The sequence below is a fragment of the Kineococcus terrestris genome, assembly GCF_041020755.1.
GTDB classification, from domain to species: domain Bacteria; phylum Actinomycetota; class Actinomycetes; order Actinomycetales; family Kineococcaceae; genus Kineococcus; species Kineococcus terrestris.
The window spans coordinates 1-23,526 of sequence record NZ_JBEUEI010000015.1 but is presented as its reverse complement, the minus strand read 5'-3'; the positions used below and the strand labels follow the sequence as shown (position 1 = coordinate 23,526).

Here is a 23,526-nt window from a genome sequence, read left to right as displayed (position 1 = left end):
CGCGCGGCATCCCCGAGCACTCCACGAACAGGTCCGGCCCCACCCGCACCTGCGCCCCGTGCGCGCGCGCCCACACCAGCGCCAGCGCGGTCGCCGGTGCCGTGCGCACCGCCCGGTACACCGCCCACGCCCGCCCGGCGCGCCCCGCCCGCCAGCCCTCCCGCGCTCCGCCCGTCACCGCCCCATGGGACCGCCGCCGGGCGCCCGGCGTCCAGCGGGGGACCGGGCGGGTGGCGGCACCGGGCAGGACGCGCGGGCAGGATGCGCCGGTGGAGATCGAGCGCGTCCCCGTCCCGCCGCCCGCCGACGTCCTCGACGGCCTGGCCGACGTCCTGCGCGACGCCGTCGACGACGGCGCCAGCGTCGGCTTCCCCGCCGTCCCCGACCCGGCCGCCGCCCGCGCCTGGTGGGCGTCCTGGCTGACCGGCGGGGCGTGGACGTGGGTGGCGCGCGGGGGCGGCCGCGTCGTCGGGACGGTGTCCCTCGTGCCCGCGGGTCCCGCCAACGGCGCCCACCGCGCCGAGCTGGCCAAGCTGCTCGTGCACCGCGACGCCCGCGGCCGCGGGACGGCGGGCGCCCTGGTGGCCGCCGCCGAGGCGGAGGCCGCGCGGGCCGGGCGCTGGCTGCTGGTGCTGGACACCGAGACCGGCAGCGCGGCCGAGTCCGTCTACCCCCGCTGGGGCTGGCGGCGGGTGGGCACCGTCGAGAGGTACGCCCTGTCCCCGCGCGGGACCTTCACCGGCACGACCTTCTTCGCCAAGACGCTGCCCGGCGCCCCCGCGGCCGCGACGACGACGGTGCCGCAGCGCGGTGACACGCCGTCGCGGTCGACAACGGGCCGCGCACCGGGCATCTTCTAGAACGGAGGCGTCGAGAGGAGGCGCTGTGACGCACGGTGCGCTCGTGGAGCCCGGGGCGGACGGCCGGCGCGCGCCCCGCGCGGGGTCCGACCGCGCCGGGACCGCGCTCACCGACGACGACGGGGTCGTCCTGGAGGTCGACCCCGCCTACTGCGCGCTCGTCGCCGGCCGCCCCCGCGACCTGCTGGGCCGGCGGCTGCACGAGGTCGTGCGCGTCGACGGCGGCCTCTTCGACCTGCCCGCCGCCGTGGCGCGGCTGCTGGCCGCCGGCGCCGGAGCGCCGCCGCTGAGCGCCGAGGGCGTCGTGCACCGCCTCGACGGGACGTCGTTCGCCGCCCGCTCCTCGCTCAGCCTCAGCGGCGCCGCGGCCGGCCGCCCCGTCGTCGTCGCGCGCCTGGCCCCGGCCGGGGACGGCGCCGAACCCGCGCGCGCCCTGCCCGCCGGCGCCGGGCGCGACGCCCTGACCGGCCTGCCCGGCCGCCCGGCGCTCCTGGCGGCGCTGACCGCGCTGCTGGGCGCCGACGGGCCCGGTGCCCCCGCGCCGCTGGCCGTCGTGCACTGCGACGTCGACCGCCTCGCCGTCGTCAACGACGCCCTGGGCCGCGGTGCGGGCGACGAGCTGCTGGCCGTGGTGGCCCGCGCCCTGCCGGAGCGACTGCGCGCCGGCGACCTCGTGGCCCGCGTGGCGCCGGACGAGTTCGTCGCCGTCCTCGGCGCGGTGGCCGACCCCGCGACGGCGCTGCGCGCGGCCCGGCGCCTGGCCGCCCCCCTCGTCGTCCCGCTGGCCGGGCGCGACGTCACCACCACCCTGCGCGCCGGGGTGGCGCTCGCCCGCCCCGACGCGGGCGGCGCCGGGCCCGAGGAGGCCGCTCGGGCCGCCGAGGCGCTGCTGCGCGACGCCTCCTCGGCGCTGGGGGAGGCCGGGCGCGCCGGTCGCGGCGCCGTGCGGCTGCACTGCCCGGCCGCGCGCGAGCGCGCCCTGCGCTCCCTGGACGCCGAGGAGGACCTGCGCCGCGGGCTGCGCCGCGGCGAGCTGGAGGTGCACTACCAGCCGGTCGTGGACCTGCGCGAGCAGCGCCGCGTCGGCTTCGAGGCGCTCGCGCGCTGGCGCCACCCCGAGCGCGGCCTGCTCCTGCCGGCCGACTTCCTGCCCGCCGCGGAGGAGAGCGGCCTGGACGCCGTCGTGGACGCCGTCGTCCTGACGGCCGCGCTGGACTTCCTGCAGCGCCGCCCCGGCGTCCACGTGGCCGTCAACGTGTCCGCCCGCCGCCTGGACGGCACGTGGGCCGCGACCGTGACCGAGGGCCTGGCCCGCCGCGGCGTCGCACCGCAGCGGCTGGTCGTGGAGCTGCTGGAGACCGCGCTGCTGGCCGACGACCCGGTGCCCGTGGCCGAGCTGCGGGCGCTGTCAGCGCGGGGCGTGCCCGTCTTCATCGACGACTTCGGCACCGGCTGGGCGGCCCTGTCGTACCTGCGGCGGCTGCCCGTGGACGGCGTGAAGCTGGACCGCTCCTTCGTCGCCGACCTGCCCGGGGACCGCGACTGCGCGCGCATCGCCGACGCCGTCGCGGCGCTGGCGGCGGGCCTGTCCCTGCAGGCGCTGGCCGAGGGCGTGGAGACGGCGGCGCAGGCCCGGCTGCTGGCCGAGCGGGGCTGGCGCTACGCGCAGGGCTGGCACTTCGGGCGCGCCGAGCCCGAGGAGCACTGGTACCCGGCTCAGGGGGTGCGCGCGACCGACGCCCCCGCCCGGCCGGGGTGTCCCTCGCGCGAGCCCGCGTAGGCGGCCTCGCGCACGCCCCGCCACGGCGGGGGGATCTCCAGACCGGGCACGGGGTTGAGGACGGGGTCCCAGCGGGGCCCGTCGTCGTCCCCGGCGCGCTCGGGGTCCGCGAGCAGCTCCAGGTCCGCGAACGGGTGCCAGCGCCCGTGCGGGCGGGCGACGCCCAGCTCGAAGGCGCGCGGGTCGCGGGCGTCGGCGCGCGCGGCCAGCAGCAGCGGCCCGGCGGGGCTCGCGAACGACAGCACCGAGGAGTAGGTGCTGCCCCACGCCCGCCGCGGCACGATGAAGCGGCGGGCCCGCGGCCGGGTGCCGGTCGTGGACAGCATGAGGTCGCGCGGGCGCCCGTCGCCGTCCCAGGTGCGCACGGCCAGCCCGAGGACGTCGGGCAGCGGGACGGGCAGCCCCGCCGCGCGGGAGAAGCGCACGAGGGCCGGCTCGTCGGCGGCCTCGTCCAGCCACGGCACGCCCGTCGCCCCGGAGCCGAGCCCGCGCCGGTGCAGCCGGGCGGGCACGAGCGCCCCGGTGGGGTGCAGGGCGCGGGCGCGGCGGGTGGCGGCCAGGACGTGGAAGGCGCGGTGCAGCACCCGCCCAGTCTTCCGGCGGCCCGCGCTCGCGCACCTCGGCTCGCGGCCGGGCCCGCACCGGCGCACCCTCGGTCCCGTGAGCAGCGCCGACGACCCGTTCGACGTCTCCTGGTTCGAGGCGTACCGGGACCTGACGCGGCAGGAGGCGCAGGACCGCGCCCGCGCCGAGGGCCGCGTCGTGCGCGTCGTGCGCCCCGGCGACGTCGTGACGATGGAGTTCTCCCCCTCCCGCCTGACCGTCCACCTCGACGCTGACGGCGCCCTGCGCTCCCTCGCCCCCGGCTGACCCCTTCCTCCCGCCGTGATCATGCACGGGTGAACCTTCACCCATCCATGATCACCGCGTACCCCTGCCGTGATCTTGCAGGGTTTCCCAGCAAGATCACGGTGGGGGGGTAGGGGAGGTCACACCCCGCAGCGGATGGTCCACGCGGTGCGCGCGGTTGGACACGACGTGCCCGCCGCACCCACCAGCAGCACCCCGACCGAGACCCCCGCCACCTCCGCCACGTCCACCGACCGCCCCGCGCGCCCCGTCCGCTGGACGCCCCGCACCGTCCTCGTCACCGCCTCCGCCGCCGCCGAGCCGCACGGCCAGCAGGTCCTGCAGCGCCTCGAGCGCGCCGGCGTCCAGGACGTGCGGTTCCTGTCCGGCGACCGCCTGCCCAACCTGCGCGACGCCAGCTACGGCGACGCCAAGCGCACCCTGGCCCTCGTCACCAGCGCCGCCAGCACGCGCAAGCCCGTGCCGATCCCGCCGAGCGCCGACTGGTCGTTCCCCATCGCGCAGGGCTGCCCGGGGCACTGCCAGTACTGCTACCTGGCCGGGTCGCTGTCCGGCCCGCCCATCACCCGCGTGTACGCGGACCTGCCGCGCGTCCTGGCCGGTCTCGACGACGTCGTCGGCGCCGGGTCGGTGACCACCGGCACGGCCGCGCGCGGTCACGAGGGCACGACCTTCGAGGCGTCCTGCTACACCGACCCGCTCGCCCTGGAACACGTCACCGGCTCGCTGTCGGCGACGATCTCCCACTTCGGCACGCACGAGTGGGCCGGCCCGGTCCAGCTGCGGTTCACGACCAAGTACGACGACGTCGAGGACCTGCTGGCCCTGCCGCACGGCGGTCGCACGCGCGTGCGGGCGTCGGTCGGGGTGCGCGACGTGGAGCGCTTCGAGGGCGGCACCGCCCGGGTGCCCGCGCGCCTGGCCGCCCTGGGCCGCCTGGCGCGCGCCGGCTACCCCGTCGGCCTGACGATCGCGCCGATCATGCCGGTGGACGACTGGCGCGCCGAGTACGGCGCCCTCCTGGCCGCGGCCGCCGCCGAGCTGGACGGCGTGCCCGGCCTGGACCTGACAGTGGAGTGCATCACCCACCGGTTCACGCCCAAGAGCAAGGACGTCCAGCTCGACTGGTACCCGCGCACCAAGCTCGACCTGGACGAGTCGGCGCGCTCCCGCAAGCACGGCAAGTTCGGCGCCGTGAAGTACGTCTACGACGCGGCCACGACGCGCGAGCTGCGCGGCTGGTTCGAGGACGCCCTGGCGCGCGAGCTGCCCGCCGCGCGCGTCCTGTACTGGACCTGAGACCGCTGCGGCGGCGCCCGCGGGGCGGGCGCCGCCGGCGGGTCACCAGCGGTGGTGCACGTGCTCGGCGACGAGCTCCTCGTACACGGCGCGGACGGCGTCCTGCTGCTCGCCCGTCGGCGCGGGCAGGTCGGCGGCCGCGGCGTTGGAGCGGGCCTGCTCGGTGTTGCGGGCGCCGGGGATGACGACGCTGACGCCCGGCTGCTCGACGATCCAGCGCAGCGTGAACTGCGCCAGCGGCGCGTCACCGGCGACCTCGCGCAGCCGGCGCGCGGCCGCGACGGCCACCTCGAACGGCACCCCGGCGAAGGTCTCGCCGATGTCGAAGGCCTTGCCCTCGCGGTTGTACGTGCGGTGGTCGTCGTCGCCGAACGTCGTCGTCTCGTCGTACTTGCCCGACAGCACGCCGGAGGCGAGCGGCACGCGCACGACGACCCCGACACCGGCCTCCGCGGCGGCGGGCAGGAACTCGGTGACCGGCTTGAGCCGCAGCGGGTTGAGGATGATCTGCACCGAGGCGACACCGGGGCGGGCGACGGCGGCCAGGCCCTCGGCGACGGTCTCCACGGACACCCCGTAGGCGCGGGTGCGACCCTCGGACACCAGCGTGTCCAGGGCGTCGAAGACGGCGTCGCGCTCGTACACGTCCGGCGGCGGGCAGTGCAGCTGCACCAGGTCGAGGGTCTCGACGCCGAGGTTCTCGCGGCTGCGGTCGTTCCACGCGCGGAAGTTGTCCAGCGAGTAGGCGTCCGGGACGTGCGGGTCGGCGCGCCGGCCCATCTTGGTGGCGATCACCAGCCCGTCACCGCCGCGCTCGCGCGCGAAGCGGCCCACGAGGCGCTCGCTGCGCCCGTCGCCGTACACGTCGGCGGTGTCGAGGAACGTCACCCCCGCGTCGACGGCCGCGCCGAGCGTGGCGAGCGCGTCGTCCTCGCTCACCGACCCCCAGTCACCGCCGAGCTGCCAGCAGCCCAGCCCCACGACACCGACCTGGCGGCCGGTCCTGCCCAGCGTCCTCGTCTGCACGTCGGCGGACTCTACGGACCGCGGCCGGCGCGCGCGCCCCGGGTGGTGCCCGGCGGGCGCGACACCGCCGCCGCCCCGAGACTGGCGCGGTGCGCGTCGTCGTCGTCGGAGCCACCGGTCACACCGGCACCCACCTCGTCCCCCGGCTGGTCGCCGCGGGCCACGAGGTCGTCGCCCTCAGCCGGGGGGTGAGCCAGCCGTACCACCCGCACCCGGCGTGGGAGCGGGTCGAGCGGGTCGTCGTCGACCGGGAGGCGGAGGACGCGGCCGGCACCTTCGGGCGGCGGGTGGCCGACCTGGCCCCCGACGCCGTCGTGGACATGGTCTGCTTCACGCCGGAGTCGGCGGCGCAGCTGGTCGAGGCGCTGCGCCCGCGCGGCGCGCACCTGCTGCACGCCGGGACGATCTGGGTGCACGGGCGGGCGGCGGCCTCCCCGCTGCGCGAGGACGACCCCCGCGAGCCGTTCGGGGAGTACGGCACCGGCAAGGACGCCGCCGAGCGCCTGCTGCTGGCCGAGACCCGCCGCGGGGGGCTGCCCACGACGGTGCTGCACCCCGGTCACATCAGCGGCGCGGGCTGGCCGGTCATCGGCCCGGTGGGCAACCTCGACCCGGACGTGTGGCGCCGCCTGGCCACCGGCGGGGAGGTGCTGGTGCCCGGGCTGGGCCTGGAGACGATGCACCACGTGCACGCCGAGGACGTCGCGCAGGCGTTCCACCTCGCGCTGGAGCGGCCGTCGGCGTCGGTGGGGGAGGCCTTCCACGTCGTGTCGGACCGCGCGCTGACGGTGCTGGGGTTCGCGGCGGGCGCGGCGGCGTGGTTCGGCCGCGAGCCGGTGCTGCGGCACGTGCCGTGGGAGGAGTTCCGCGCCGCGGCCGGCGAGCACGCCGACGCCAGCTGGGAGCACCTGTCGCGCAGCCACTCCGTCTCGATCGACAAGGCCCGCCGGCTGCTGGGGTACGCACCGCGCTGGACGTCGCTCGCGGCGGCGGCCGACTCGGTGCGCCACGCCGCCGCCCACGGCCGCCTGGACCTGGCCGGCGCCGAGGTCCCCGCCACGGCCTGACCGGTGCCCGCCCGGTGTCCGCCCGGTGGCGCCACCGGGCGCCTCAGGCGTGCTCGAGCGGGTCCGCGCTGCCTGCCAGGCGCTGGACGGCGCGGTCGGTGCGGGAGCTCACGGGCACCGACCCGGTGGCGGCGGCCAGCCCGGTCCCGGGCATGTCGACGTAGATCGTCTCGGTGGTGCCGGGGGTGGCCAGGTACGTCTCGTGGAAGACGCCGACGGAGCCGTCGCCCGCGCGCGCGGCACGGTTGAAGGCCCGCCAGGCCGGCAGGTGCTCGGCGTCGTGCGCGGCGGCGTAGGCGTGCAGGAGTTCCACGGACCGCCAGTACTGCACGACCATGACGGTGCGCCCGGACACCCAGGTGCGGGCTCCCAGCAGCCCGAGCGCGGGGTCGCGACCGAGCTCGGCGAGCATGCGCGGCATCGCGGCCGCGACGGGCGCCCAGCGCCGCACGGCGCGCACCCTGTTGACCCGCATCCCCACCAGGAAGACGACGGCGCCGTCGCCCTCCAGCCGGGTGGTCCGTCGTCCTCGCTGCACTGTCGCCACGGTGGCCTCCCGGTCCGCCTCATGTGAACGCTGTCAACATAGGGCAGGGTGTGGACGGTGTCCACACCTGGTCGCGCGCACCGCACCACCTACCACCACGGCGACCTGCGCAACGCCCTCGTGGAGGCGGCCACCGCCGCCGTGCGGGCCGGCGGGCCGGCGGCCCTCGTCGTCCGCGAGATCGCGCGCGAGGTCGGCGTCAGCCCCAACGCCGCCTACCGCCACTTCGCCTCGCACGCCGACCTGCTGGCCACCGTCGCCGCCGTCGCGCGCCGCGACATGGCCCGCGCGATGCTCGAGCGCCTGGCCGGCGTGCCCGGTGGTCCGCGCGCCGCGCACGCCCGCCTCGGCGCCGTCGGCCGTGGCTACGTCGAGTACGCCGTGGCCGAACCCGGCCTCTTCCGCGCGGCCTTCGACGGCGCCGCCGTCGCCGGCCCACCGGGCGCCGCCGACCCCCGCGACCCGCACCCCGACCCGTGGTGGCTGCTGCAGGAGCGCCTGGACGAGCTCGCGGCGACCGGCGACCTCGATCCCGACCGCCGCGCCGTGGCGGGCACCACCGCCTGGGCCGCCGTGCACGGCTTGGCCGTCCTCCTCGTCGAGGGGCCGCTGGCGGGGCTCGGCGCGGCCGACCGCGAGGCCGTGCTGACCGATCTGCTGAGAACCGTGGACGAGGGGCTCACCGCCCGCCGGTGACCGGCGCGCCCACCGCCCGCGGACGCGGCACCCGCGGCACCCGGGGCAGCCGCGGCAGCTCCGGCGCCGGCAGTTCCCCCGCCTCCACGAACCGCCGGCCCTGCTCGATGTTCGCCGCGACGACGGCGTGCCACGCCGCGGGCCGCTGCCGCAGCCGGCGCCGCCGCCGGCGCAGGACGGCCGCGACGAGGGGCACCAGGTGGTGCGACGGCCCGTACCGGGGCACGCCCAGCGCGTCGGCGACCCGCGGCCCGTGCATGGCGCGCGCCACCACCGCCACCACGGGCCCGGCCACGCGCCGCGGCACGCCGGAGGCGTCCGAGAGCCCCTCGGTGAGCGCCCCGAGCCCCGCGGCGGTCAGCGCCCGCGAATCGGCGCTCGGCGGCCCCGTCAGCGCCTCGATGCGCCGGTCCAGGTCCACGGCGGTGCGCCGGTCCACGACGCCGCGCAGCAGGTCGGGGTCCACGCCCAGCAGCGCGCCCAGGTGCCGCCAGTACGTGTAGAGGCGGTTCTGCTCCTCGGCGGTGAGCCCCAGCCCGAGGGCCTCGTCGCAGTCGGGCGTGACGAGGGTGAAGTCCAGCCAGGTGCGGGCCATGTCCACCTGGTGCAGCGGCAGCGGCCCGTCGGGGTCGCGCCGGCGCACCGCCCGGCGCACGACGGCGTGCAGCAGCCGCACCCGCCCGGTCTCCACGTACCCGGGGCGACCCGTCCGCAGCCCACCGGGCAGCGAGGCGGCGTTGAGCCAGCGCGCGGTGTCCAGCAGCCGGCGGGTGGCCTGCTCGGTCAGCTGCCCGGTGGACACGAGCACCGCGGCCGGGTCCGGCGGGGCGTAGGAGCGCAGCAGGGCGCCCGCGCCGACGTCGAGGGCGTGCGCGGCGAACGGGATGGTCCACGAGGCGCGCGCCGCCCCGTCCAGCACGTCGCCGTCCACCGAGGCCGCCACCCGCTCCATCTCGCCCAGCAGGTCGCGGACGGCGGGCGCGGCGTCCGGGACGGCGGCCAGCCCGCGCTCCAGGCCCGTCGTGAACGCGCGCCGGGACGCGGGGTGCGCGGCCACCTCCTCGGCGAGGGCGTCGGCGAGCGGGTCGCCGCAGGTCAGGCCGCGGCGCAGCAGGTCGTCGAGGTCGGGGCGGGGCACGGGGTCCTCCCGGGTCGTCGAGGGGTGCCAGCAGTAGCGCACGCCGCGGGGCGCAGCGCCTCCCGGCGGTCGGGGACACTGGGCACGTGCCCGCGACCGACGCCCCCCGCCCGCCGTTCGGCCTCCTGCTCGACGTGGACGGGCCGGTCGCCAGCCCGGTGACCCGCACGGTCAGCGCCCCCGGCCTGGTCGACAGCCTCGTCGAGCTGGCCGCCGCGGGCGTGCCGCTGGTGTTCAACACGGGCCGCTCGGACCGGTTCCTGCGCGAGCAGGTCGTCCCGCCGCTGCTGGCCGCGGGCCTGCCGGCGGGCGCCCGCGTGCACGCGGTGTGCGAGAAGGGCGCCGTGTGGGCCACCGTGACCTCCGGCGGGCTGGGCGAGGTGCGGGTGGACGAGGCGCTCGCGGTGCCCGCCGACGCGGCCCGCCGCGTGGAGGCGCTGGCGCAGGAGCGGTACGCGGACACGATGTTCGTCGACCCCGGCAAGCGGGCGATGGTCTCCCTGGAGCAGCGCCTGGACGTCGCGAGCGACGTCTACCTGCGCGCGCAGGAGCGCTTCGAGGCCGAGGTGTTCGACCTGCTCGCCGGGCTCGGCCTGGGCGTGGCCCACCGCGGCGAGGAGCGCCCGGACGCCGACGGCCGCGTCGGCTGGCGCATCGACCCGACGATCATCTCCACGGACCTGGAGTCGGTGCTGCTGGGCAAGGACCGCGGCGCGGAGGTGGCCCTGCGGCTGCTGGCCGGCGACGGCGCGCTGCCGCGGGCGTGGCGCACGGCGGGCGACTCGCGCACCGACTACGCGATGGCCGACTGGCTGCACGAGCAGGGCCACCCGGTCGCCCACGTGGACGTGCGCCCGGCCGACGGGGTGCCGGACAAGCCGTACCCGGTGCACGTGGCCCGCACGACCGTCCACGACGAGGCGGGCGCGGCGTGGTTGCGCCGGCTGGCGGAGGTCGTGCGCGGCGAGGCCCTGCACGACGCGGACTTCGACGTGGACCCGCGCGCCGAGCGCGCCGGCGCGCTGGCCTGAGCGGGACCGAGCGGACCCGGGGACGAGGAGGATGGGCACCGTGGTGGACACCCAGTACGAGGACCTGCTGCGCCACGTGATGGCGCACGGCACCCCCAAGGCCGACCGCACGGGCACCGGCACCCGCAGCGTGTTCGGCCACCAGCTGCGCTACGACCTCTCGCGCGGCTTCCCGCTCGTGACGACCAAGCGGGTGCACTTCCGCTCGGTGGCGCTGGAGCTGCTGTGGTTCCTGCGCGGCGACGGCAACGTGCGCTGGCTGCAGGAGCGCGGCGTGACCATCTGGGACGAGTGGGCCGACGAGGACGGCGACCTCGGCCCCGTCTACGGCGTGCAGTGGCGCTCGTGGCCGACGCCGGACGGGCAGCACGTGGACCAGCTGGCGCAGGTGCTGCACACGCTGCGCACCGACCCGGACTCGCGGCGCATGCTCGTCTCGGCGTGGAACGTGGGGGAGCTGGGGAAGATGGCGCTGGCGCCGTGCCACGCCCTGTTCCAGTTCTACGTCGCCGACGGGAAGCTGTCGTGCCAGCTGTACCAGCGCTCGGCGGACCTGTTCCTCGGCGTGCCGTTCAACATCGCCAGCTACGCGCTGCTGACCGTCCTGGTCGCCCGGCAGACCGGCCTGCAGCCGGGCGAGTTCATCTGGACGGGCGGGGACTGCCACGTCTACGACAACCACGTCGAGCAGGTGACCGAGCAGCTGAGCCGCGAGGCGTACCCGTTCCCGCAGCTGCGGGTGCGCCGGGCCCCGTCGCTGTTCGAGCACGAGTACGAGGACTTCGAGGTCGTCGGCTACCGGCACCACCCGGCCATCAAGGCCCCGGTCGCGGTCTGAGGCCGGCGTGCTCTCGCTGATCTGGGCCGAGTCCGCGAACGGCGTCATCGGCCGCGACGGCGCCCTGCCGTGGCGGCTGCCGGAGGACCTGGCGCACTTCCAGCGCGCCACCGACGGCGGCACCGTGGTCATGGGCCGCCGCACGTGGGAGTCGCTGCCGCAGCGCTACCGGCCGCTGCCGGGGCGGCGCAACGTCGTCCTGACCCGCGACGCGGGGTACGTCGCGCCGGGCGCGGAGGTGGTCGCGGACGTGGACGCGGCGCTGGCCGGGCCGGGGGAGGTCTGGGTCGCCGGCGGCGCGCAGGTGTACGCGGCGGTGCTGGAGCGCGCCGACCGCCTGGTGGTCACCGAGGTCGACGCGCAGGTGGAGGGCGACACCCGCGCCCCCGAGCGCGGCGAGGGCTGGGTCCTGGCGTCCACCGACCCCGCGGAGGGCTGGGCGACGTCCCGCACGGGCCTGCGCTGGCGCGTGCGCACCTACGTCCGCGCCTGACCCCCCGCGGTGGTCGCGGACGGTCGAGGACCGTCAGCTGTTGAGCCCCCGCGCGCCGACCGGCCAGCGCTCCACCCCCTCCGGCCCGACCGCCACCAGCTCGTCGACGAGGTTCACGGCCAGGCACACGTGGTTGGGCACGACCCGCACCCGCTCCCCGACGGCGGGCACGGGGGTCCCGCCGAGGTCGACGGTGGCGTGGTGCTCGGAGAGGGCGACGACGCGCGCGCCGGGCGCGTCGGGCAGCCGCGCGTACCCGCTGGCCCACGCGGCGCGCTCGCGGCCGAGGACCTTGCTGCCGGCGTCGAGGACGGCGACGCCGTCGCGGCGGCTGACGACGGTCGCCTCCGCCCACAGGGACACGTCCTCGAACGCGGTCAGCCCGAGCTCGACCTGCTGGGCGTCGCCGAAGACGTAGACGCCGGGACGCACCTCGTCGAGCGCGGCCTCGGCGGCCAGTCCGGCGGTGGGGGTGGACCCGCCGCTGCGCAGCGGGGCGTCGAGGCCGGCGGCGCGCAGGCCCTCGGAGGCGGCGGTCAGGGCGGCCAGCTCCTGCGCGGCCACGTCGGCCGGCGCGCCGGGCGCGTAGCTGTGCCCGGGGAAGGTGAAGACGCCGGCCACCCGCAGCCCGGCGCGCGCGGCGGCCAGCGCCACCCCGGCGGCGCGGTCGGGGGTCACGCCGGTGCGGTGGTGGCCGCTGTCGACCTCCACGGCGACCTCGGCGAGGTCCCCGCACGCGGCGGCGAGCTGCCGGGCGCCCTCGGCGGAGTCGACGCCGACGCGCAGGCGCACCCGCCCGGCCAGCGCGCGCAGCCGCTCGCCGCGCGCGCCGCCGGCCCACACGGGGTAGGCGAGGAACAGGTCGCCCGCGCCGGCGGCGGCGAAGTGCTCGGCCTCGCCGACGGTGGCGACGGTCAGGCCGACGGCCCCGGCGGCGAGCTGGGCGGCGGCGACGTGGGCGGACTTGTGCGTCTTGGCGTGCGGGCGCAGCGCCACCCCGGCGTCGGCGGCCCAGCGGGCCCGCCGCTCGACGTTGCGCCGCAGGACGGCGCGGTCCACCACGAGGAACGGCGTGTCGAGGGCGTCGAGGGCGGTCACGCGGCGACCCTGCCACGCGCCCGCGCCGGTGGGCCGGGAACAGCGGTGGTCCGGCGGCGATTGCACCCGGTGCTGGACCGCGGTTGCTCCGGCGAACCACCGTCCCGGTCCGAGGAGCTCCCGTGTCGATCCCCCGCTGGTCACCCGCCGCCGGCTTCCGCCTCACGACGGTCGCGCTGGCCGTCCTCGTGGCGGCCTCGGCCGCCCCGTCCCCCGTCTTCCCCGTCTACGAGGAGCGCTGGGGCGTCAGCGCCACCGCCGTGACGGGCGTGTTCGCCGTCTACGCCGCGGCGCTGCTCGTCGCGCTGCTGACCGTCGGCTCGCTGTCGGACCACCTGGGCCGGCGGCCGGTGGCGGTCGCGGGCACCGCGGGCGTGGTGGCCGCGATGGCGCTGTTCGCGGCGGCGGACTCCACCGGCTGGCTGGTCCTGGCCCGCGTCGTGCAGGGCCTGGCCACCGGCGCGGTGCTCGGCGCGCTGGGCGCCGCGCTGCTGGACCTGGCCGGCCCGCGGCGCGCGGCGACGGCGCAGCTGGTCAACGGCGCGGCGCCCCCGGTGGGCCTGACGCTGGGCGCGGTCGGCTCGGCGCTGCTCGTGCAGTTCGCCCCCGCGCCCACGGCGACGGTGTACCTGGTGCTGGCCGCGTCCCTGGCGGTGCTGGGCGCGCTGCTGCTAGGCCTGCCGGACGCCGCCCCGCGGGTGCCGGGGGCGCTGGCCTCGCTGCGCCCGGCGGTGCGCGTGCCGCGCCCGACCCGCCCGGTGCTGGTGTCCCTCGTGCCGGCGTTCGTGGGCAGCTGGGCGCTGGGCGGGCTGTTCCTGTCGCTGGGCCCCTCGATCGCCGCGGGCGTCCTGGGCCGCGGCGACCACCTCGTCGGCGGGCTGCTGGTGGCGTGCGTGGCCGGCACGGGCGCCGTGGTCGGCGTGCTGACCCGCGCGGCGCGCCCCGCCCGGGTCGTGCTGCTGGGCACGTCGGCCTTCGTCCTCGGCCCCGCCGTGCTCGTGGTGGCGCTGGAGCTGCGCTCGACGCCGCTGTTCGTCCTGGGCGCGCTCGTCTCCGGCGTGGGCTTCGGCGCGGGCTTCCAGGGCGCGCTGCGCGCGGTGCTGACCACGGCCCCGCCGTCCGAGCGGGCGGGCGTCCTGTCCGCGGTGTACGTGCTCAGCTACACGGCCTTCGGCCTGCCGTCGGTGCTGGCGGGGCTGCTCGCCCCGCGGCTGGGCCTGGTGACCGTGGCCGTCGGCTACGCCGCGGCGCTGGTGGTGCTGGGGGCGGTGGGGACCGCCGCGGCGCTGCTGCGCCGGCCGGCCGCGGCCCCCGCGAGCGCCCCGGAGCCCTCGCGCGCGGGGGTCTGAGCCGCGGTCAAGCCGCCGGGCGCCCGTGCCGATCCCCGTGGGGTGACGACGCTGCCCGCGACCGCCCCCACCTGGTGGTGGGGGGAGCCCCTGACGCCCGGCACCCGCATCGCGTTCAGCGGGGCGTTCTCCGCCCCGCGGCCGGTGGTGGCCGAGCGCGCCCGCGCGGCGGGCCTGGCCGTGGACGACGTCGCCGGCCCGGGCACGGCGCTGCTGGTCGCCAACGACGCCGGCTCGGGCGCGGACGCGGTCCGCTGGGCGATCACCGCGGGCGTGCCGATCGTCGACGAGTACGCCTTCGACGCCCTGATCGGCGTCTGAGGCGCGGGACCGGCGCGGAACTGGGGCGACGGGCGAACCGGTTCACCCCTACGCTGGCGGGGACGGTGGGCGTCCCGCCCCGTCCTGCCACGCTCCCCGCTCGAGCCCGCGGTCGGGGACGGCACCGCCCGAGCTCCCTGAGGACCCCTAGCGCATGACCGCGCCCTCCCGGCCCCCGCACACCCCCTCCTCCAGCACCGCCTCCTCGACCACCCCCGGCGCCGCCGCGCCCGCCCGGCCGGCGATGACCGGCCGCTCCACCGTGTCCCTGATCGTGCTGCTGGGCTCGATGGCGGCGCTGGGCGCGGTGACCATCGACCTGTACCTGCCGGCGCTGCCGCAGGTGGCCGCCGACCTGGGCACGACCCCGGCGCGCGCGCAGATGACCATCACGGGCGTCCTCGTCGGCGCGGCCCTCGGCCAGCTGCTCGTGGGCCCGCTCAGCGACGCGTTCGGCCGCCGCCGGCCCGCCGTGATCGGCTTCTCCGTCTACGTCCTGGCGTGCCTGCTGTGCGCGGTCGCCCCGAACCTGCCCTCGCTGGTCGCCTTCCGCGTGCTGGCGGGCGTGGGCGCCTCGGCGGGCGCCGTCATCGGCATGGCGGTCATCCGGGACCTGTTCGTGGGCCCGCAGGCGGCGCGGCTGATGTCGCGCATCGTGCTCGTCATCGGGGTGGCGCCGCTGTTCGCGCCCACCGTGGGCGGGGTGCTGGACTCCTGGTGGGGCTGGCGGCCGGTGCTGGCGGTCCTCGCGGTCGTCGGCGTCCTGGTCCTCGTGGCGGTGCACCGGCGGCTGCCGGAGACCCGTCCGGAGGTGCGCCCGGACGCGGTGCCGGAGCCGCGCACGCCGTCGGAGCCGGTGACCCGCAGCCGCGCGGCGCTGGTGCGCCGGACGTTCGCCGGGTACGGGGCGCTGCTGCGCGACCGCCGCTTCCTGGCGTTCGCGGCGATGCCGGGCCTGGCGATGTCGGTGATCCTCAGCTACGTGGCGACCTCGCCGTTCGTGCTGGGGGAGACGTACGAGCTGTCCAGCGGCGCGTTCGCGGCGCTGTTCGCGGTCAACGGCACGGCCCTCATCGGCGGCAGCCAGCTGAACGCGGCGCTCGTGGGCCGCTTCGGGTCCCCGGCGCTGCTGCGGCTGGGCGTGGCGCTGGCCTGCGCGTTCGCGCTGCTGACGGCCGCGGCCCTGCTGGCGCGCCCGGGCTCGGTGTTCGTGATCGTCGTGCCGCTGTACCTCCTGCTGGGCAGCCTCGGGCTGATCATGCCCAACTCGGTGACGCTGGCGCTGGAGCCGTACGGGGCCAGCGCGGGCGCCGCGGCGGCGCTCGTGACGGCGGTGCAGTCCGGCTTCGGCGGCGGCATCGGCACCCTGACGGGTGTGCTGGGCGGCGACCACGAGGCGATGGCGGCCGTCGTGGTCACCGTGACGCTGCTCAACGTCGTGCTGCTGTTCACGGTGCGTCGCAGCCTGGCCCGGTCCTCGGAGGTCCCGTCGCCGTAGGCTGCGGTGATGACGAGCACGGACCAGCGTCCTGCGGGCACCGACGAGTGGGCCGACCCGTCGGTCCGCCCGCAGGACGACCTCTTCCGCCACGTGAACGGCCGCTGGCTGGCGACCACCGAGATCCCCGACGACCGCGCCGTGGACGGCGCGTTCGTGCGGCTGCGCGACGAGTCGGAGGCGCAGTGCCGCGTCATCGTCGAGCGCGCGGCCGCCGGGGGCGCGCCCCGCGGGTCGGTCACCCAGAAGATCGGTGACCTGTACGCCAGCTTCATGGACACCGACCGGGTGGAGGCGCTGGGCGCCTCCCCCGTGGCCGACGACCTGGCCGCCGTGGACGCGGTGGAGGACCTGCCCGCGCTGGTGCGGCTGCTGGGGACCTTCGAGCGCTCGGGCACGGGCGGGCCGTTCGCCTACTGGGTGGACACCGACAACGCCCGCTCGGACCGCTACGTCGTCTACGTGACGCAGTCCGGCCTGGGCCTGCCGGACGAGTCGTACTACCGCGAGGAGTCCTCCGCCGAGCTGCGCGAGGCGTACGTGCGCCACGTGCAGCGGGTCCTGGAGCTGGGCGGGCGCCCGGACCCGGCCGGCGCGGCGCAGCGGGTCCTGGCGCTGGAGACGGAGCTGGCCAGCCACCACTGGGACCGGGTGCGCAACCGCGACGCGAACGCCACCTACAACCTCGTGGACCGCGACGGCTTCGACGCGCTGCTGCCGGGCGTGGACACCGCCGCCTGGCTGGCGGCCGCGCGGCTGCCCGAGGAGGCCTTCGCCGAGGTCGTGGTCCGCCAGCCCGGCTACCTGCAGGGCCTGGCGGAGGTGCTGGCCTCGACGCCGGTGGCGACCTGGCGCGACTGGCTGGGCTGGCGGGTGCTGCACCACGCGGCGCCGCTGCTGAGCTCGGCGTTCGTGGAGGAGAACTTCGCCTTCTACGGCACGACGCTGACCGGCGCCCCGCAGCTGCGCGAGCGCTGGAAGCGCGGCGTGGGGCTGGTGGAGTCGAACCTGGGCGAGGCGCTGGGCGAGCTGTACGTGGCCGAGCACTTCCCACCGGCGGCGAAGGCGCGCATGGAGGAGCTGGTCGCGAACCTCGTCGAGGCGTACCGCGTCGACATCGAGGCGCTGGACTGGATGACGCGCGAGACGAAGGACCGCGCGCTGGAGAAGCTGGGGAAGTTCACCCCGAAGATCGGCCACCCGGACGTCTTCCGCGACTACTCGGCGCTGAGCGTCGAGCGCGACGACCTGGTCGGCAACGTGCGGCGGGCGTTCGCCTTCGAGGTGGACCGCGAGCTGGCGAAGCTGGGCTCCCCGGTGGACCGCGGCGAGTGGTTCATGACCCCGCAGACGGTCAACGCCTACTACAACCCGGGCATGAACGAGATCGTCTTCCCGGCGGCGATCCTGCGGCCGCCGTTCTTCTCCCTGGACGCCGACGACGCGGCCAACTACGGCGGCATCGGCGCGGTCATCGGCCACGAGATCGGTCACGGCTTCGACGACCAGGGCTCCAAGTACGACGGCGACGGCAACCTGCGCGACTGGTGGACGGACGCCGACCGCGAGGAGTTCGGCAAGCGCACCGCCGCGCTGATCGCCCAGTACGACGCGCTGGAGCCGCCGGAGACGCCGGGCCAGCACGTCAACGGGGCGCTGACGGTGGGCGAGAACATCGGCGACCTGGGCGGCCTGACGATCGCGCACAAGGCGTACACGATCGCCCTGGGCGGGCAGGAAGCCCCGGTCCTGGACGGCATGACGGGACCGCAGCGGCTGTTCGCCGGCTGGGCGCGGGTGTGGTGCGGCAAGGTGCGCCCGGCGGAGGTGGCGCGGCGCCTGGCGATCGACCCGCACTCGCCGCCGGAGTTCCGCTGCAACCAGGTGGTCAGCAACCTCGACGAGTTCCACGAGGCGTTCGGCGTGCAGCCGGGCGACGGGCTGTGGCGGGACCCGGCGGAGCGCGTCCGGATCTGGTGAGGCTCAGCCGGCGGACGCGACCCGGTCGCGCCCGCCGGCCTTGGCCGCGTACAGCGCCCGGTCGGCGGCCAGCAGCAGCTCGTCCGGGGTGCCGCCGTGCTCGGGGGCCGTGGCCACGCCGGCGCTGACGGTGACCTCCACGGCCTCGCCGCCGGTCCCGGCGCGCACGTCCAGCCCGGCGCACGCGCGCCGCAGCTCGTCGGCGCGCTCGGCGGCGGCCGCCGCGTCCAGCCGGGGCAGCAGGACGACGAACTCCTCCCCGCCGTAGCGCACGACGTCCTCGGCGCGCGCGTGCCGGCGCAGCTCCCCGGCCACCGCCACCAGGACGGCGTCGCCGGCGGCGTGCCCGTGGGTGTCGTTGACGGCCTTGAAGTGGTCGACGTCCAGCAGCACCAGCGACAGCGGCTGCCCGGCGGCGAGCGCCGCGGTCAGCCGGCCGGCGAGGTCGTCGACGAACCGGCGCCGGTTGCGCAGCCCGGTGAGGGGGTCGCGGGCGGCCTCCTCGGCCAGGTCGGCGCGCAGCCGGTCGATGGTCTCCACGTGGGCGCGCAGCTGCGCGTTGGCGTCCTCGAGGGCGCGCTGCTGGGCGAGGACGCCGGTGACGTCGCGGGCGACGACGACCCGGCCGACGAGGTCGCCGCGCTCGTCGCGGATCCAGCGGGTGCGCACGTCGAGGCTGCGCCCGTCCTCCAGCGCGACGACGGTCTCGCCCTCGTCGTCGCCGACGGCCGCGGCGAGCACGGGCCCGGCGACCTCCGCCAGCGGCACCCCGACCACCTCCCCGTCCGCGCCCGGGTGCAGCGCCCGCGCGGCGGGGTTGAGGTCGACGACGCGGTCGGCGGCGTCGACGACGAGCACGGCGTCGGTGACGGTGTCGACGACGAGGCTGCGCGCGACGGGCACCAGCCGCAGCAGCTCGTGGCGCACCACGGCGACGGTGAACAGCACCCCGGTGACGACGAAGGCGGGCGGGGTGATGTCGACCGGCAGGTACGGCGCGGGCACGGAGATGCTCACGGCGTTGAAGGCCACGGGCGCGGCCATCGCCAGCAGCATCGTGGTGGTCTGCCGGCGCAGCGGCCCGGTGGCGCTGCGCCGCAGCCGCACGAGGTCGGCGGCGCTCCAGGCCAGGACGGCGTAGCTGTAGACGGTGTGCGCCCAGAAGGCGGGCCCGGGCACGGGGGTGCGCACGGCCGGGTCGCCCACGTAGGTCACCTCGGCGTGCACGAGGTGCAGCCACGGGTCGGCCACGAGCAGCGACAGCAGCAGGACGGGCTCGACGGCCAGGGCCGCCACGCGCCGGGGCCGGCCGCGGTGCCCCGTGACGGCGTCCACGAACAGCCGGTAGCACAGGACGACCCCGGTGATCCCGGCGTACTGGACGAGGACGAGGCGGTCCTGCACGGCGGTCGGCAGCCCGGCGTGCATCGCGGCGGCCGCCCCGGCCCACGCCGCGGCGGCCACGAGGCCGACGGCCAGCGGGGTGGCCGAGCGGGCCAGGCCGCGCCGCCGCCAGGCCAGCACGGCCGTGGCGAGGGAGACGACGGCGGACAGCGCGACGACGACCGCCACCGGGGACACCGCCCGCACCGCCTCTCGCGCCGTGGTTCGACGCCGGCGTGCACCGGCTCCGCAAGAGTGGCATCGGCCTCCGACACGGGCCCGCGCAGGGGCCGACCGGGTGGTGCCCCTACCGCCGCGACCCCCGCCGCGAGCGCCCGCGCCGCGCGGGGAGGATGGCGCGGTGCCCGTCGTGACGACCGCGCTGGTCGGTGCCGCCGTCCTGCTGGGCGCGGTGACGCAGCGCTCGACGGGGCTGGGCTTCGCCCTGGTCGCCTCCCCGTTCCTCGTCCTCATCGCCGGCCCGCACGACGGGGTGACGCTGGGCAACGCCCTGTCGGCGTCGCTGTGCGCGTTCGTGGTGCTGCGCACCTGGCGGCGGATCGCGCGGCGCCCGGCGCTGCTGCTGTGCCTGCCGGCGCTCGCGGTCGTCCCCCTCGTGGCCCGGCTGGCCGCGGACGTGCCGGAGGCCCCGATGCTCGTCGTCGTCGGGTCGCTGGCGGTGCTGGCCGACCTGGTGGTGCTGCTCAGCCGCCGCGGCGCGGTGCGCGGCGGTGCGCTGGTGGCGGTGGGCGCGGGCGCGCTGGGCGGGGCGATGAACGTGGCCGCGGGGGTGGGCGGGCCGGTCGCGGCGGCCTACGGGGTGGCGCAGCGCTGGCCGCGGGAGACGTTCGTGGCGACGATGCAGTGCTTCCTGCTGGTCGCCAACGCCTCCTCGCTGGCGGTCAAGGGCCCGCCGGACGTGCCCGGCTCGACGTGGCTGGTCGCGGCGCTCGCGCTGGTCGCGGGCGCCGTGGTGGGCGAGCGCGTCGCCCCGCGCGTGCCCGTGGACGCCGGCCAGCGCCTGGTGATGGCGGTGGCGCTGGCCGGTGGCCTGGCGGCCGTCGTCCGCGGCCTGCTGATGCTCTGAGCGCCCTCAGCGCCCGGGCGGGCCCGGGGGCAGGCGCGGGTGCAGCAGGTGCGCCACCAGCGCGGTCCACCCCGTCTGGTGGGTGGCGCCGAGCCCCTCGCCGGTGTCGCCGTCGAAGTACTCGTTGAAGGTGGGGTGCTCGCGCCACAGGGGGCTGTCGGTGGCCTCGATGCGCTGCCCGTCGGCGGGCCGGCGCCCGTCCACGGGCCGGAACAGGTCGACGAGGCTCTCGTCGACGAGGTCGGCGGCCTGCACGAGGTTGATCCGCTTCCCGGACCCCTTGGGCACCTCGATGGTCAGGTCGTCGCCGAAGAAGCGCCCGTAGGTGCGCAGCTTGTCCGCCAGCAGCACGTTGACGGGGAACCACACGGGCCCGCGCCAGTTGGAGTTGCCGCCGAACATGCCGGTGCGCGACTCCCCGGGCTCGTAGGCGATGGAGGAGTCGCGGCCGCTGACGGAGGTGGTGATCTGCTCCTTGACGGCCGCGGACAGCGAGCGGATGCCGTACCGGGACAGGAACTGCTCGGAGTCGAACATCCGCTCCAGGATGCGCACGAGGCGCTCGCGGTCGAGCAGGGAGAGCATCATCCGGCGCCCCTCGGGCCCGGAGCGGGTCAGCAGCGGCTCGGTGAGGTCGGGCCGGCGCCGCTGCAGCCAGCGCAGCCGGGAGGTCAGGTCGGGGCACTCCTGCGCGATCCAGGAGGGCACGTCGGTGGCGCCGAGGACGGGCAGCAGCCCGACCATCGACGGCACCCGCATGCGCTCGGCGGTGCCGTCGGGGTGCAGCAGGACGTCGTAGAAGAAGCCGTCCTCCTCGTCCCACAGCGACACGTCGTGCGAGCCGAAGCGCGTCATGGCCTGGGCGATGGACAGGAAGTGCTCGAGGAACTTGGTGGCGGCGTCCTCCCAGGCGGGGTCGTGCCGCGACAGCTCCAGGGCGATCTTGAACATCTGCTGGCAGTAGAAGGCCATCCAGCTGGTGGCGTCGGACTGCTCCAGCCGGTACCCGGGGGGCAGCTCGGCGGAGCGGTCGAACAGGCCGATGTTGTCCATCCCGAGGAAGCCGCCCTCGAACAGGTTGGAGCCGTGGGCGTCCTTGCGGTTGACCCACCACGAGAAGTTGAGCAGCAGCTTGGTGAAGACGCGCACGAGGAAGCCCTGGTCGCGGTAGCCGTCGAGGCGGTACACGTGCCAGGCGGCCCACGCGTGCACGGGCGGGTTGACGTCGCCGAAGGCCCACTCGTAGGCGGGCAGCTGCCCGTTGGGGTGCATGGACCACTCGCGGCACATGAGGACGAGCTGCTCCTTGGCGAACTCGGGGTCCACGTGCGCCAGGGGGATGGTGTGGAAGGCGAGGTCCCAGGCGGCGAACCAGGGGTACTCCCACTCGTCGGGCATGGAGACGACGTCGGCCAGGGCGAGGTGGCGCCAGCTGGTGTTGCGGCCGCCGCGCTGGCGGCGCGAGTCGGGGGCGGGCTCGCCGGCGGGGTCGCCGTCGAGCCACTGGCGCACGTCGTAGCGGTACAGCTGCTTGGTCCACAGCAGCCCGGCGTAGGCGCGGCGGGCGATGTGCCGGTCGGAGGCGTCGAGGTCGGGGTGCAGGACGACGTCGTAGAAGGCGTCGGCCTCGACGCGCCGGTCGCGCAGGACGGCGTCGAAGCCGGCGCCGAAGGTGTCCAGGGTCGGCGCGTTGTGGGACAGCCGCAGCCGCACCTGCACGGTCTCGCCGGGGGCGACGGCGTCGAAGCGGTACCAGAAGGCGGCCTTGGTGCCCTGCCGGCCGGGGTTGACCGCGCCGGTCTCCCCGCGCACGATCCGCCGGTCGATGCCGTCCTTGGTGTAGGGGGTGGCGTTGCGGGCGGCGCCGAAGAGCTCGACGGCGTTGGTCTCGTTCTCGCAGAAGAGCACCTCGGGCGAGCCCTCGGCGGCGACGAAGTAGCGCCCGAGGTGGGCGTGCTCGCACTCGACGGCCTCCAGGCCGCCGACGGTGAGGGTGGGCGGCAGGACCTGCTCGAGGGTGCCGCGGCGCTTGTCCAGGCCCCACACCCACGTGTTGCGGAACCACAGCTGCGGGACGAGGTCGAGCGGGGCGGCCTCAGGGCCGTGGTTGGTGGCGCTGATCACGACGCACAGGTCGTCGGGGGAGGCCTTGGCGTAGGTGACGAGGACGTCGAAGAAGCGGTCCTCGTCCAGGACGCCGGTGTCGCCGAGCTCGTACTCGCGCTCGTCGCGGCCGCGGCGGGCGTTCTCGGCGCGCAGCTGCTCGTAGGGGTACTCGGCGTGCGGGTAGCGGTAGAGCCACTGCATCCAGCTGTGCGAGGGGGTGCCGTCGACGGCCCACCAGTGCTCCTTGGCGTCTTCGCCGTGGTTGCCCTCCTCGTTGGCCAGCCCGAAGAGCCGCTCCTTGAGGATGGGGTCGCGCCGGTTCCACAGGGCGACGCCGAGGTTGAGGAAGCCGAAGCGGTCGCAGACGGCGCCGAGACCGTCTTCGCCCCAGCGGTAGGCGCGGCTGCGGGCCTGGTCGAAGGGGAAGGACGACCACGCGTCGCCGCCGGCGGAGTAGTCCTCGCGCACGGTGCCCCACTGGCGCCCGGCGACGTAGGGCCCCCACAGGCGCCAGGGACCGTCGGCGCCGGGGGACTCGGCCATCCGGGCGTGCTCGGCGGACGGGTGCGCCGCGCCCGCCGGCTGCGGCGGGAGGGGGGCGTGGGGCTCCTGCGGTGCGCTCACCCGCTCATCCTGCCGGGTCGGGGCCGTCCGCGGTGGGGGAGGGTGTGGCGCGCGAGGGCTGCGGGAGCCGTGAGAGGTGGTGCCCTGCAACGACTTCCGGCTCCAGGGCGCAGCCGACTTGCATCGGCGCTGCGCGAGGTCTAGTGTTCTTCCTCGTTGCCCAGCCCGCTGGGGAGCTGCCGGAGCCACTGGTGACAGTAGCGGAAGCAGCGGGATGAGCAACAGGGCCTGGTCGGTGAGAGCCGGCGGATGGTCTAAGCTGGGAGCACTTCCCCGGCAGAGCCCGAAAGGGCCGAGCTGAGGTGTGTGTCCGGTTCTTGAGAACTCAACAGTGTGCCAAGTGTTGATGCCAATGTTGTAACCCCTGTGGCCATCTTCGTGCGTTGTGTGCGTGTGGTGGTCGTGGGTTTTCCTTTGGTGTTGTCCTCCATTCTC

Annotated in this window: 21 protein-coding genes; 14 read left to right on the top strand and 7 right to left on the bottom strand. The window is 76.9% G+C overall.

Translation table 11 applies throughout. The features are described from left to right. Positions 1-269 precede the first annotated feature (269 nt). Entirely contained in the window at positions 270-860 is a 591-nt protein-coding gene (locus AB8M62_RS10790; protein ID WP_369069539.1) for a GNAT family N-acetyltransferase, read from the top strand. Between the two features lie 25 nt (positions 861-885). Beyond that, positions 886-2,640 carry a putative bifunctional diguanylate cyclase/phosphodiesterase gene (locus tag AB8M62_RS10785; protein ID WP_369069538.1) on the top strand — a complete coding sequence of 585 codons (1,755 nt, stop codon included), beginning with the start codon at positions 886-888 and terminating at the stop codon, positions 2,638-2,640. Here AB8M62_RS10785 and AB8M62_RS10780 read toward each other — a convergent pair. Then, positions 2,577-3,224, bottom strand: a complete 648-nt coding sequence (locus AB8M62_RS10780) for a hypothetical protein (RefSeq protein WP_369069537.1) — start codon at positions 3,222-3,224, stop codon at positions 2,577-2,579. The genes AB8M62_RS10785 and AB8M62_RS10780 overlap by 64 nt on opposite strands. Positions 3,225-3,300: 76 nt before the next feature. Between AB8M62_RS10780 and AB8M62_RS10775 the strand changes: the two genes are divergently transcribed. Together AB8M62_RS10775 and AB8M62_RS10770 are read left to right on the top strand one after the other, a co-directional pair. Next, on the top strand, positions 3,301-3,510 hold the full coding sequence (locus tag AB8M62_RS10775) for an I78 family peptidase inhibitor (RefSeq protein ID WP_369069536.1): 210 nt from the start codon (positions 3,301-3,303) through the stop codon (positions 3,508-3,510). A gap of 168 nt (positions 3,511-3,678) precedes the next feature. Beyond that, on the top strand, positions 3,679-4,809 hold the full coding sequence (locus AB8M62_RS10770) for a spore photoproduct lyase family protein (protein WP_369069535.1): 1,131 nt from the start codon (positions 3,679-3,681) through the stop codon (positions 4,807-4,809). Between the two features lie 42 nt (positions 4,810-4,851). Here the strand turns inward: AB8M62_RS10770 and AB8M62_RS10765 are convergent, their stop codons facing one another. Continuing rightward, on the bottom strand, positions 4,852-5,835 hold the full coding sequence (locus AB8M62_RS10765) for an aldo/keto reductase (protein WP_369069534.1): 984 nt from the start codon (positions 5,833-5,835) through the stop codon (positions 4,852-4,854). Positions 5,836-5,924: 89 nt separating this feature from the next. Here AB8M62_RS10765 and AB8M62_RS10760 point away from each other — a divergent pair, with 89 nt between their 5' ends. Next, the gene (locus tag AB8M62_RS10760) at positions 5,925-6,902 is read left to right on the top strand and encodes an NAD-dependent epimerase/dehydratase family protein (protein WP_369069533.1); all 978 of its coding nucleotides are present in this window, start codon (positions 5,925-5,927) and stop codon (positions 6,900-6,902) included. Positions 6,903-6,945: 43 nt separating this feature from the next. Here the strand turns inward: AB8M62_RS10760 and AB8M62_RS10755 are convergent, their stop codons facing one another. Beyond that, positions 6,946-7,449: a DUF4188 domain-containing protein gene (locus AB8M62_RS10755; RefSeq protein WP_369069532.1), complete on the bottom strand. Its 504-nt coding sequence runs from the start codon at positions 7,447-7,449 to the stop codon at positions 6,946-6,948. A gap of 57 nt (positions 7,450-7,506) precedes the next feature. On the opposite strand from AB8M62_RS10755, the gene AB8M62_RS10750 reads away from it, so the two are divergent. Continuing rightward, positions 7,507-8,145, top strand: coding sequence for a TetR/AcrR family transcriptional regulator (locus AB8M62_RS10750; protein WP_369069531.1), 639 nt, complete (start codon positions 7,507-7,509; stop codon positions 8,143-8,145). Here the strand turns inward: AB8M62_RS10750 and AB8M62_RS10745 are convergent. Beyond that, positions 8,129-9,283 (bottom strand): oxygenase MpaB family protein, encoded by a 1,155-nt coding sequence (locus AB8M62_RS10745; RefSeq protein ID WP_369069530.1) that lies wholly within the window; start codon positions 9,281-9,283, stop codon positions 8,129-8,131. The two genes, AB8M62_RS10750 and AB8M62_RS10745, sit on opposite strands and share 17 nt — an antisense overlap. A gap of 86 nt (positions 9,284-9,369) precedes the next feature. On the opposite strand from AB8M62_RS10745, the gene AB8M62_RS10740 reads away from it, so the two are divergent. Genes AB8M62_RS10740 through AB8M62_RS10730 form a run of 3 tightly spaced genes read left to right on the top strand, consistent with a single transcriptional unit; the run spans position 9,370 to position 11,645 of the window. After that, a complete protein-coding gene (locus AB8M62_RS10740) occupies positions 9,370-10,314 on the top strand; it encodes a hypothetical protein (protein WP_369069529.1) in 945 nt (314 codons plus the stop codon). Positions 10,315-10,345: 31 nt separating this feature from the next. Continuing rightward, on the top strand, positions 10,346-11,152 hold the full coding sequence (locus AB8M62_RS10735; RefSeq protein WP_369069528.1) for a thymidylate synthase: 807 nt from the start codon (positions 10,346-10,348) through the stop codon (positions 11,150-11,152). 7 nt (positions 11,153-11,159) lie between these two features. Then, the gene (locus AB8M62_RS10730; protein WP_369069527.1) at positions 11,160-11,645 is read left to right on the top strand and encodes a dihydrofolate reductase; all 486 of its coding nucleotides are present in this window, start codon (positions 11,160-11,162) and stop codon (positions 11,643-11,645) included. Between the two features lie 33 nt (positions 11,646-11,678). Here the strand turns inward: AB8M62_RS10730 and AB8M62_RS10725 are convergent, their stop codons facing one another. Continuing rightward, positions 11,679-12,743, bottom strand: coding sequence for an alanine racemase (locus tag AB8M62_RS10725; protein WP_369069526.1), 1,065 nt, complete (start codon positions 12,741-12,743; stop codon positions 11,679-11,681). 122 nt (positions 12,744-12,865) lie between these two features. Here AB8M62_RS10725 and AB8M62_RS10720 point away from each other — a divergent pair, with 122 nt between their 5' ends. The 4 genes from AB8M62_RS10720 to AB8M62_RS10705 all read left to right on the top strand — a co-directional run bounded on the left by AB8M62_RS10720 (position 12,866) and on the right by AB8M62_RS10705 (position 17,891). Beyond that, positions 12,866-14,092, top strand: a complete 1,227-nt coding sequence (locus tag AB8M62_RS10720; RefSeq protein ID WP_369069525.1) for an MFS transporter — start codon at positions 12,866-12,868, stop codon at positions 14,090-14,092. Positions 14,093-14,134: 42 nt separating this feature from the next. Then, on the top strand, positions 14,135-14,413 hold the full coding sequence (locus tag AB8M62_RS10715; protein ID WP_369069524.1) for a hypothetical protein: 279 nt from the start codon (positions 14,135-14,137) through the stop codon (positions 14,411-14,413). Positions 14,414-14,567: 154 nt separating this feature from the next. Then, positions 14,568-15,911, top strand: a complete 1,344-nt coding sequence (locus AB8M62_RS10710) for a multidrug effflux MFS transporter (protein WP_369055392.1) — start codon at positions 14,568-14,570, stop codon at positions 15,909-15,911. Positions 15,912-15,920: 9 nt separating this feature from the next. Then, positions 15,921-17,891, top strand: coding sequence for a M13 family metallopeptidase (locus tag AB8M62_RS10705; RefSeq protein WP_369055394.1), 1,971 nt, complete (start codon positions 15,921-15,923; stop codon positions 17,889-17,891). A 3-nt stretch (positions 17,892-17,894) separates the two neighbouring features. Here the strand turns inward: AB8M62_RS10705 and AB8M62_RS10700 are convergent, their stop codons facing one another. Continuing rightward, positions 17,895-19,472, bottom strand: a complete 1,578-nt coding sequence (locus AB8M62_RS10700) for a GGDEF domain-containing protein (RefSeq protein ID WP_369055396.1) — start codon at positions 19,470-19,472, stop codon at positions 17,895-17,897. 163 nt (positions 19,473-19,635) lie between these two features. Between AB8M62_RS10700 and AB8M62_RS10695 the strand changes: the two genes are divergently transcribed. Beyond that, positions 19,636-20,361 (top strand): TSUP family transporter, encoded by a 726-nt coding sequence (locus AB8M62_RS10695; RefSeq protein ID WP_369069523.1) that lies wholly within the window; start codon positions 19,636-19,638, stop codon positions 20,359-20,361. A gap of 6 nt (positions 20,362-20,367) precedes the next feature. Here the strand turns inward: AB8M62_RS10695 and AB8M62_RS10690 are convergent, their stop codons facing one another. Next, positions 20,368-23,010, bottom strand: coding sequence for an MGH1-like glycoside hydrolase domain-containing protein (locus AB8M62_RS10690; protein WP_369069616.1), 2,643 nt, complete (start codon positions 23,008-23,010; stop codon positions 20,368-20,370). Between the last annotated feature and the right edge of the window lie 516 nt (positions 23,011-23,526).